This window comes from Siphonobacter sp. (assembly GCF_048595215.1).
Taxonomy (GTDB): Bacteria; Bacteroidota; Bacteroidia; order Cytophagales; family Spirosomataceae; genus Siphonobacter.
This window is the reverse complement of record NZ_JBMDWJ010000245.1, coordinates 22,255-32,863: the sequence shown is the minus strand read 5'-3', so window position 1 is coordinate 32,863 and position 10,609 is coordinate 22,255. Positions and strand designations below refer to the sequence as shown.

At 49.1% G+C, this 10,609-nt stretch carries 6 protein-coding genes; 1 reads left to right on the top strand and 5 read right to left on the bottom strand.

Going from position 1 to position 10,609, the window contains the following annotated elements:
- From ACOJTG_RS15340 to proS, 5 genes are all read right to left on the bottom strand, one after another.
- Positions 1-1,108: TolC family protein (locus ACOJTG_RS15340; protein ID WP_420154632.1), on the bottom strand; the 1,108-nt coding region annotated here is incomplete at its 3' end.
- Between the two features lie 107 nt (positions 1,109-1,215).
- Positions 1,216-2,583, bottom strand: coding sequence for an HlyD family secretion protein (locus ACOJTG_RS15335; RefSeq protein WP_420154631.1), 1,368 nt, complete (start codon positions 2,581-2,583; stop codon positions 1,216-1,218).
- A gap of 44 nt (positions 2,584-2,627) precedes the next feature.
- Positions 2,628-4,745, bottom strand: coding sequence for a peptidase domain-containing ABC transporter (locus ACOJTG_RS15330; protein ID WP_420154630.1), 2,118 nt, complete (start codon positions 4,743-4,745; stop codon positions 2,628-2,630).
- Positions 4,746-5,013: 268 nt separating this feature from the next.
- Positions 5,014-7,488 (bottom strand): glycosyl hydrolase family 95 catalytic domain-containing protein, encoded by a 2,475-nt coding sequence (locus ACOJTG_RS15325; RefSeq protein ID WP_420154629.1) that lies wholly within the window; start codon positions 7,486-7,488, stop codon positions 5,014-5,016.
- A gap of 179 nt (positions 7,489-7,667) precedes the next feature.
- A complete protein-coding gene (gene proS, locus ACOJTG_RS15320; protein WP_420154628.1) occupies positions 7,668-9,140 on the bottom strand; it encodes a proline--tRNA ligase in 1,473 nt (490 codons plus the stop codon).
- A 230-nt stretch (positions 9,141-9,370) separates the two neighbouring features.
- Between proS and ACOJTG_RS15315 the strand changes: the two genes are divergently transcribed.
- Entirely contained in the window at positions 9,371-10,477 is a 1,107-nt protein-coding gene (locus ACOJTG_RS15315; protein ID WP_420154627.1) for a hypothetical protein, read from the top strand.
- The last annotated feature ends 132 nt before the right edge of the window (positions 10,478-10,609 follow it).

Below are 10,609 nucleotides of genomic sequence, written 5' to 3'. Positions count from 1 at the left end.
GAACAGTGATCGTAATCAGCCGTCGAGTTTGTTGCTGATCAAATTGCGTGTCGGCCTGCTTGATGCGAACCTGCTGGAGTTTACCCCGTTCTTTCCGTAGAAAAAGCGGGAAACTCACTTCAGCACCTACTTTATAATTGTTGGTAAGCCACCAGCCCGCGTCATAGGATTTGCCGATGGCGACGGGTTCACGGATAAAGTTATAATTGACATTAACCGTCGGTAAAAGCTGGTTCTGCCGGAATCGCCGCTCGATATCCAATTGCTGGAGTTTAAAATCCAGCTTGATCAGATCCGGGTGCTGCCGACTAGCCCGAGCCAGTAACTCGTCGAGCTGTTCCTGCGTAGGTTCGGGAATGGTTACGCCGCCCGGAATCGCATTCTCGGGTAACTCTACCGGTTCGTTGTTCTCGTTCCAGAGATTATTGGAAATGCCCAGCCGCGTATTCTGGAATTCCAGCAACGCGGCCTGGTAGGAAGCCAGTCGTTCCTGTACCGTAATTTTAGCCTGCACGGAATCAATAGCGGCTAAGTCACCAATTTCCACGCGTTGCTTTACCGCTCGATAGCGAATATCAGCTAGATTAAGTCCGTCCGCCGTAAATCGGAATTGCTGGTAGGCAAAGTACCAGTCCCAGTACGTTTTAGCAGCATCGTACATGGTTTTGTTAATCACTTTCTGACGATCCGCTTCGGCAATATTCTGGAGTAGCTTGGCCTGCCGTAACGTCGAACGGCGAGCATCAATCAGCAATCCCTGAGCCAGGGGTACGCTCAACCCCGCATACACCAACCCGGCATCGGGCGTGTAATACTGCGGATTGATGTATGGCCCCGTATTCCGGTCGTAACCCGCCTTCAGGTCAATACCCGTCCAGGTTGGTATTTTTAGCGTATTTTCCCAGTGATTGTAATACTCTTTGTCCTTGTACTCTTTTCGACTGAAGTCCGAGGTCAATTTCGGATCGAACATGCCCCGGGCCTGTAACAATTCCGTACGGGCGTCGGCTGGAATCAGATCGGCCTGTCGTACGACGGGATGGTACTTTAAAATCAAATCCGCGTAATCCGCGAAACTGAAAATCCGTACTGAATCCTGAGCCCACACAGGGGTTACCTGGGCTGTCCAAAGGAAGAAAGCCCAGGTAAAAACGCTAGTTCTGGACGGCAAGACTGTAGGTACAAGCCCTCTCAACCAGCGAGCTACTAAAAACCTCATTTTTTCGCCCCCTTTCCGGCGTAATCGCCTTTGGGCTCCTCTTTTAAGCTAGGTGGGAAGCCGTTAAGTTGTCGCCAGATTTCGTACCATACGGGTACGCTGTCAAGCATGACCCAACCGAACACGCCCGAACCCAGTCGTAACTGAGCGGGCCAGGGGTGATCCCGCCGTTCTTCCACTTTTTCCGTAACCAGAATCCGGTATTCGCCACTCGTCGAGTTCACCTGATCGATGACGGCTACGCGACCGCCGAAGGTACCGACACTGACTGAAGGCCAACCCGAAAACTGCAGGGCAGGCCAGCCATCAAACTGAATCCGTACTTCACGACCTTTCTGAATCAGGGGAACGTCCATCGCTTTGATGTACAACTCAACCGCCATCTGTGGGTTTTGTGGTTGGAGGGTACAGATGGGCTCGCCTTCTTTAATGGTTTCACCCACACCGGCTTTCAGAGCTTTTACCACAACGCCCGACTGCGGAGCCCGCAATACGTACTGATTGCGACGAACATTGACGTTGGCTACTTTATTTCGTAGCTCGGAAAGCTCTTTTTGGCCATCACCCAGCGATGAAACGGCCGAACTACGATCCGATAACGATTTGGCGATTTCTTTTTGGTAGTCGGCATCAATCGAGCTGAGTTCGATTCTGGAGTTGATCAAATCCTGCCGGGAAATATTGAGTTTGTTTTGAGCAGAAACCACTTTTGCCTGAGCAGCCTGGAAGGTAAGTTCACGACCTTCGAGGTCGGTTTTTGAGAACAAACCCTGTTGGTACCCTTGCTGGAAACGCTCAAAACGAACCTCGGCAATTCGAAACTGAATACGCTCATTAGCCAGATCAACGCTATCCGACTGAACCTTAGCCTGTGCCTGTAGCACTTTGTTGCGGGCTTTTTCCAGGCTAAGTCGCAGAGCATTACGCAAAGCGGTTAGCTGATTTTCCACGGCTTCAATTTTATTTTCGTACCCATCCACGGCCGTTTCCTTGGCATCGACCTGTTCCGTTAGACGAAGGGGCAGGTTTGGATCGAAGTACTCATCCTTGATTTCAGATAGCGTCAAGATGGTGTCGCCCTTTTGTACGGCCTGACCTTCGCGAACGTGCCATTTTTCGATCCGTCCGGCAATGATGTTTTGTACCGTTTGCGGACGATCCTGGGGCGTCAGGGCAGTGACCGTACCCGTTCCATTGATATTCTGCTGCCAGGGCATGAAAAGTACAATGAAAAGTACGGACAGAATACCCACAATCCAGCGGGCCAACTTCCGACCCGTCCGGTGGGTTGAAAGCGTTTTGAGGGACTGGATTTCGTTTTCCGGCAGATCCGAATCCACTCGTTTGGGAGATATATTGAGCATGGTTTGAGTTGAATTAAGTGTTCTCAGCAGCTGAAAACAAAGGCTTAATACGGTCCGTCACTGACAATTTTACCATTTTCCAGAATCAGTACCCGATCACAGGCCGCTAATACTTCTGGATCGTGCGAAATGGTGATGAACGTCCAGGGATGAGCTTTATCGCATACAAACTTGATAAGCTTTAGCTTTTCTTCCCGGTCCAGAAGGCCATAAAAGTCCGTAAACATCAACAGTCTCGGGCGTTCTACAATACAGCGGGCGGCGGTAATTTTCGCTTTGAAACTTTCTGAGAACCGTTGACCCTCGGCTAACATTTCGGTATTGATGCCCTCGGGAAGCTGACCAATTTTCTCCGTTAGACCGAGGTTTTGAAGGGTCCAGCGAATATCATCCAATGAAACATTTGTACGCCCCATCGTGATATTTTCGAAGATAGTTCCGTCAAAAATTTCGTCAGGAGATACGTTTTTCGCCACCGCATTCCGGAAATCGTTCAGGTGAATATCCCGCAGCGAAAAGCCATTCACGGAGATGCTGCCATCGTATTCCGTCATTAAACCACTCAGCAGGGTTAGCAGGGTATTTTTACCGCCTCCGTTTGAACCCGTAATCGCCACCCGTTCCCCCTGTTTGATAGAGAAACTCAGGTTTTGCAGGATGGGCCGCTTGCCATCTGGGTAGCGGAACGAAAGGTTATGTACTTCCAAAGCCATATCTTGTTTATTGATCGGCATACGTAAGCCCCCTTCCCGTTCGAGCGGCAGATCCGTAACGTTCCCCATCTTTTCAGTGGCCGTAACCAGATCAAAGATGGTATCGATGCTCGTGATGAGTTTTTCTACGGAGCTAACAATCAAGACGATAATGATGTCGGAAGCTACGAACTGACCGAGCGTAATCTGTCGATCCACCACGAGGAAAATACCTAAAATCAGCAGGGCTGCGATGACCAGGGTCTTGAAGGCCACCATGTAGTAAAAAATCCGCAACAGAATTTTGAAGTGCTTCTGCCGGTACAGCAAGTAACGGCTAACCAGCTCATCCATTTTCTGGACGGGAAGGTTTGTATTGCCGATCACCTTAAAGCTGAACAAGGTACGGGCAATGTCTTCCAGCCACTGAGCCACCTTGTACTTGTACTTGGATTCATACAGACTCGTTTCCAGACCTTTGCTGGCATTGAAACGAAACACCAGAAAGATGAGCAAAATGGTCAGTAACCCGAATACAATGAACATCGGGTGGTACGCAAAGAGCAGCAACAGACCAAAAGCAATCTGGATAACCGCCCCGGTAATATCGATGAGGATTTTGGGTAAGGCCTTTTGTACCGTGAGAATGTCGAAGAAACGGTTCATCAACTCCGGTGCGTAGTACCGATTGAGGGCTTCCACTTTAATTCTGGGAATCCGGTAAACAAATTCAAAAGCCGCTTTTGCGAAAATTCTTTGCTGCAAAACTTCCACAATCGATACCTGAACAATCTGCAAAATACCCGTAATGAGCGTACCCACAATCACCAGAGCTGCCAGCAGATACACGGAAGAAAAGACGAGTCCCCCCTGAATAAGCCCTACAATGGCCTGGCTACCTAGAGGCAAGCTTAGGGCAATTAAACCAGAAACGATGGCGTAGAGGTACAGGTAGTAAATGTCCCGCCGTTCATTTCTGAATAATTGCATGGTACGCTGCCAGGGCGTCATGGGCTTTTCGTCCGTACCGGCATCATCACTGGTGAGGGGTTGAATCGGAAACGCCGTTAGGAACAGTACTTTTCCGTTGTCGTTCGTTGCAGGTGTCAGGCCTTCGCCGCTGATGAGTTCGGGGCCGTGTTCCGTAATGGCGTAATGATAGGGCTTTCCTTTTTTCAGATCCCGTCCCGCAATGATGGGACGCATGTCGTCTTTTGAAGTCTGATCAAAGAAGACAAAAGGGTGCTCGCTGTTTTTTTTCCAGTCCCAGAATTCGTTTTCGGCTTTTTCGTGCTTGACCAGAGCCAGATTCACACTAAAGGCCTGTTCGATCAGATCTCCTACGAAAACTTCTAGTGTTTCGGGTTCATAGGTAGAGGCAGAATGATTAATGGAAGCAAGCGTTGGGGTTTCGGGGAAAAAGAGTTCGGCTAGTTTCCGAACAGTATGGTCTAATACGGGAATGGTCATATAGTTAAAGATCCAAATGAGGGTTCACTTGAAAAGGGTACTCCGTTTAAAGTTGTAGGTTTTGAACCTATTGACTTCCTATAAATCAGTGCCAGCATGGTGCTTTACCAATCATGACTAACGACAAAACTAAATCCGGTGGTTCCTGAAGAAAAGATTCTCATTAACTTCTAATAATTTCAGTATCTACGCTTTAGGAAGGGATGAAACAAAAAAAGGTACGGAAGTCATGTTTCCGTACCTTTTAGAAGAGAGTTTAATCGTCGAATTACTGTGCGAGGAGTTCGTAGGTTTTTCCCGCCTGCGTAGGGAAGGAGAGGACATAATACGATCCTGAACGTTCGGCTTTTGTACGCAGACCTTTGACGGACAGGGGCTGAGCCGTACGGATTTTACAAGGCTCACCCTTTAGCGATGTAACCGTAGCCGTAGTTAATTTACCGTTTTTCCATTGCATACCTAATTCAAAGCCCCCACGAGCCCGTAGCCCTTGTACTTGCCCGGCTTTCCAGGCATCGGGCAAAGCAGCCAACAAGTGAATGTCGTCCAGATGGCTTTGTACCAGCATTTCGGTCATGCCTGCCGTACCGCCAAAGTTACCATCGATTTGGAAGGGGGGGTGAGCATCGAAAAAGTTGGGGTACGTACCACCCCCGCGTTGATAGGCTGTGCCGTTTTCTCGCGTGTAATGAAGTAATTGCCGTACCAGCGAATAGGCGTGGTTCCCGTCGAGCAAGCGAGCCCAAAAGTTGATTTTCCAGGCTTTACTCCAACCCGTACCTTCATCGCCGCGTAACTCGAGGCTGCGGCGGGCGGCCTGAGCAAATTCAGGCGTACTCAGTGGTGCAATCTGCCGTCCGGGATGCAGACCAAACAAGTGCGAAACGTGCCGGTGGTGCGGATCTTCATCCTCCCAGTCCTTGTACCATTCCTGTAAATTGCCTTTATGGCCAATGTGCAGAGGTAGAAGCTTTTTCTTCTTTTCAATCAGCAGGTTACGAAACTCCGTATCCGTACCCAGTGTTTGGGATGCGTCAATCAGATTGGTAAACAAATCCCAGATGATCGACATATCCATGGTGGAGCCAACCGTTACGTAAGCCGGCTTGCCCTTGGAATCCAGAAATGAGTTTTCGGGAGACGTGGAGGGCGAGGTGATCAAATAGCCGTCCTTGTCTTCGACCAGATAGCCTAACAGAAAAGTAGCAGCTCCTTTCATAAGCGGATAGGCCGTTTCTTTCAAAAACTGGCGGTCACCCGTAAAGCGGTAATGTTCCCACAAGTGCTGCGAAAGCCAGCCAGCCGCTTCATTCCAGTTAGCCCACATCGGATCGCCATCGCCCATATCGCCCACGGCGTTGGATAAAGCCCAGATGTCCGTATTATGGTGAGCCACCCAGCCCGGAAGTTTATAATAGGTCTGAGCCGTTTGTTTACCCGTTTTCGACAAATCTTTAATGAGTTCAAACAGCGGCTGGTGCAGTTCCGAAAGATTGGTCACTTCAGCGGGCCAATAATTCATCTGCGTATTAATATTGATCGTAAAGTTCGAACTCCACGGGGCTCGCATGTGCTGATTCCAGATTCCTTGCAAATTGGCTGGCGTACCGCCGGGCCGCGAACTCGAAATGAGCAGATAGCGACCGTAATGGAAGTACAGCGTTTCCACCCCCGGATCGTACGTACCCTTGCCGTATTGCTCCAGTCGCTGATCGGAAGGTAAGGCCAGGTTAGGGTTGGTACGGGTAGAATCCGTTAGCGTAAAGGAGAATCGGTTGAAATACTTCTGATAATCAGCTGTATGCTTGCTCAATAAACGATTGTACGGCTGAGTGGCAGCTTGATTAAGGTACTGAGCGGCCAGCTTGGCTTCGTCTTTGCCGTCTTTGTCGGGGCATTTGTCGAATCCGTTGAAACTGGTAGCTGCGGATACCAGCAAGATTACTTCCGACGCGTTACGCACGTGAATGCCTGCGGTATCCGTTTGTACCTGTCCCTGCACGGGCAGAGCCTTGATGCGAAACTGGTACCGCATGCCATTGCAGCCCGCCGGATCGTCGTAGATGATGGGATTTCGGCCGGGAGCGTTGTAGTAATTCGGATCAACGTGGGCCGGAGCTTTGCCTTTCACAATCAGCTCATTCGTACCCTGCGTCTGCTTCTCGAACCGTAGCTTGCTGCTGCCTTTTACGTCAAAGTTAAGTTGACCGGACTTGCTGGCTTTCAGGCGAATGACAATCACCTGATCGGGAGCGGAGCTGAACACTTCCCGGGTATACTCGGTGCCATTTATTGTAAAACGCGTGGTAGCCAGAGCCTTGTTCAGGTCCAGATCACGCGTGTAGTTGGATGGCTGTTGTCCCTTTAAATCCTGTTGAATGAGTAAATCGCCCAGTGGCAAATACGTTTGCGTATAACGGCCCTGCATTTTCTTCAGCAGTTGTACCGCTTTGGGATACTCTTCAGCCGCCAGAGCTTCCCGTACCTGAGGCAAATACGTATAGGCATTAGGGTTTTCGTTCGGTTTGACGGGCCCTCCCGACCACAACGTGCTTTCATTAAGCTGGATGAGTTCCTGAGCGGGCCGTCCAAAAACCATTGCCCCCAGGCGGCCATTACCCACGGGAAGGGCTTCCGTCCAGACTTCGGCGGGTTGTTGGTACCAGAGTTTGAGATTTGACTGACTTAGAGCAGGAAAGAAGGGAAAGGCAAGGAGGAGCGTACTAGCCAGTTGCTTAATCATGCAAAGGTTATTTTGAATGAAGTTCAGAGAAAGGAACGTGAGTCATCTACAGACGTCCTTCTATGAACATAAGAGGGCTAGCGACTCGCTTGATACTCTAGGAAAGTAAAGTATTTTGTAAAAAATAGGCAAGAAAACCAGGAGAAGCGTACTACTTCTCCTGGGAATAATCAAATTAATTAGTACGCCCGGGCAAAAATCACGCGGCGTTTGGAAGGTTTACCAGAGAATACGCAGGCACCTTCTTCTTCGGCAGCATCCAAGGGGATGCAACGAATGGTAGCTTTGGTCGCCTCCTTGATTTGCTCTTCTGTTTCGGAGGTTTCGTCCCAGTGAGCCAGCAGAAAACCACCCGTTTCAATTTTTTCCTGAAACTCTTCCCAGGTATCCACTTTGAACGTGTTTTCTTGCTGGAATTTCAGGGCTTTTTGATAGATGTTGGTCTGAATTTCTTCCAGCAAAGCCTGAATCGTATCGGTTACGCCTTCAATAGCTACGACCTGTTTTTCTTTCGTATCCCGTCGGGCCAGCTCCGTCGTACCATTTTCCAGGTCACGGGCTCCAATCGCCATCCGTACGGGTACGCCACGCAGTTCGTACTCGGCGAATTTCCAACCGGGCTTTTCGTTCGTAGAATCATCAAATTTCACGGAAATACCTTTGGATTTCAGTTCTTTAATGATCGGTTCCAGTCGTTCGTAGATGGCATTTAACTGCTCGTCATTCCGGAAAATGGGAACGATTACGACCTGAATCGGAGCCAGTTTGGGAGGCAGTACCAAACCCTGATCATCGGAGTGAGCCATAATCAAGGCTCCCATCAGACGCGTAGATACGCCCCAGCTCGTTCCCCACACGTAATCGAGTTTATTGTCTTTGCCCAGGAATTGTACGTCAAAGGCTTTCGCGAAGTTCTGACCCAGGAAGTGGGAAGTACCCGCTTGCAGAGCTTTTCCATCCTGCATCATGGCTTCGATACAGTACGTTTCTACGGCTCCGGCGAAACGTTCGTTGGGGGTTTTTACCCCGCGGATAACGGGCAGAGCAAGCCATTCTTCGGCAAACTTGGCGTACACTTCCAGCATTTGTTCCGCTTCGGCTACCGCTTCTTCCGAGGTAGCGTGGGCGGTGTGGCCTTCCTGCCAAAGAAACTCTGCCGTACGCAGGAAAAGCCGCGTACGCATCTCCCAGCGAACCACGTTGGCCCATTGGTTGATGAGCAAAGGCAGATCGCGGTACGACTGTACCCAGTTTTTATAGGTACTCCAAATGACCGTTTCTGACGTAGGTCGAACGATGAGTTCTTCTTCCAGTTTCGCCTCAGGATCAACGATTACACCCGAACCATCCGGGGCATTTTTGAGACGGTAATGGGTAACAACTGCACACTCTTTAGCAAAGCCTTCAACGTGGCTCGCTTCTTTTGACAGGTACGACTTGGGAATGAACAACGGGAAGTACGCGTTGACGTGCCCGGTTTCCTTGAACTTATCGTCGAGAGCCCGTTGCATCTTTTCCCAAATGGAGTACCCATAGGGCTTAATGACCATACAGCCCCGTACTGCTGAGTTTTCGGCCAGATCGGCTCGTTTCACCAGATCAAGGTACCACTCGGAGTAGTCGTCAGTGCGGGAGGTAATGCCTTTGCTCATGGAATTTTTTTTAAGTGCCGCGTGTTAAATAAGAAAGGATAGTTAATTGATTTTCAACTATTAATTTCCTCGATTCTTTAACACGTAGCGCCAAATGTTAAAATTGTCGTTAATAAAAGTTAAAGTCTTTTTAGAGGATTGCAAAGATACATTTTAGCCTTAAGTTTGTAACAGTCACACTGAATACTGTCACTAACAAGGACAAATTCAACTTGAAAACGTCTACAATTATGAAAATGAGGAATGTTTCTAAATACCTGGCTGTCGCTGTATTGGCAGGTGTTTGGGGGTGTAGCCCCAAAGCTACGCAACGTTCCTACGTGTATGATGACCTCTATTCTTCTTCTTCGGATGTCCGGGCAATCGCCTACAGTAACAAGCAGAACGACGTAATTGAAGAGCAGACCAAAGGGGAAAACCTCGCGGAGAACGAATATTACAATCAATCACTGGCTGATAAATACAACAATCGCCATTACCTGGGGTCGAACTATGACAACCTGGTTACTGGTAATGGCTATAACAACTACGCCTATAACTCAGGCTATGGTAACTGGAATCCTAACGGATGGAATTCTTGGAATAGCTGGAACAACTGGGGTTACCCCATGTACGGTGGTTTCAATGGCCTGGGTGGATTTGGCCCCGGTCTTTCCATTGGTTTAGGTATTGGCAGTAGCTTCTATCGTCCCTGGAGTAACTTTGGCTACGGTGGCATGTGGGGCTGGAACGATCCCTTCTACGGGGGTATGGCTTACAATCCTTACTACTATAATTCCTGGGGATATTATCCTTCGTACTTTGGTGGATTGGGTGGTTATCCCTACTATGGTGGTTACTACGGTGGCGGCTATTATGGAGGGGGTGGAGTTGTCGTCGTGAAACCTGGTACGGGTGACAATGCAGGTTCATCCTACTCTCGTCCACGAAACACGAACTATGGCCGTTCACAGTCTGCCTACAATAATAATTTTAATCGGAGTCCCATTGTAGGAAGCTCAGCAGATTCACGCGGTGGCCGTACCAGTGCTTACAACAATTCTGCGTCGGGGAACAACAGTTACTATTCCCGTCCTCGTCGCGAAACGGCTAGCTACTCGGATTACAATTCCGGTACTAGCAACTCGTATCGTAGCGGTAACGGAACGGTAAATCGTCAGAACAATACGTATTCCCGTGGCTGGAATAATGAGAATAATACGCGTTCGAACAACTGGAATAACAATAATTCCTTTAATAACAACTCGAACATGAGTCGTAGTTACTCAGCTCCTGCCTCTTCGGGTGGAGGTAGCGTAGGTGGGGGCGGCGGAGCCCGTTCACGTGGACCACGCTAGTTTGCTTAACAAACTTTAACGCTCAAAAAACCCCGTCAATCGGCATGATTTGACGGGGTTTTCGTTATTTAAGAGCGGAATTAGCCGTTTTAATTACTGGCATTGCTTTTTGGCTTAGCCTTACACGTACTT

Excerpts from the sequence above, each read along its gene's own strand:
- ACOJTG_RS15335 (WP_420154631.1), bottom strand. The coding sequence starts at position 2,583 with ATGCTCAATATATCTCCCAAACGAGTGGATTCGGATCTGCCGGAAAAC.
- ACOJTG_RS15325 (WP_420154629.1), bottom strand. The coding sequence starts at position 7,488 with ATGATTAAGCAACTGGCTAGTACGCTCCTCCTTGCCTTTCCCTTCTTT.
- proS (WP_420154628.1), bottom strand. The coding sequence starts at position 9,140 with ATGAGCAAAGGCATTACCTCCCGCACTGACGACTACTCCGAGTGGTAC.
- ACOJTG_RS15330 (WP_420154630.1), bottom strand. The coding sequence starts at position 4,745 with ATGACCATTCCCGTATTAGACCATACTGTTCGGAAACTAGCCGAACTC.
- ACOJTG_RS15315 (WP_420154627.1), top strand. The coding sequence starts at position 9,371 with ATGAAAATGAGGAATGTTTCTAAATACCTGGCTGTCGCTGTATTGGCA.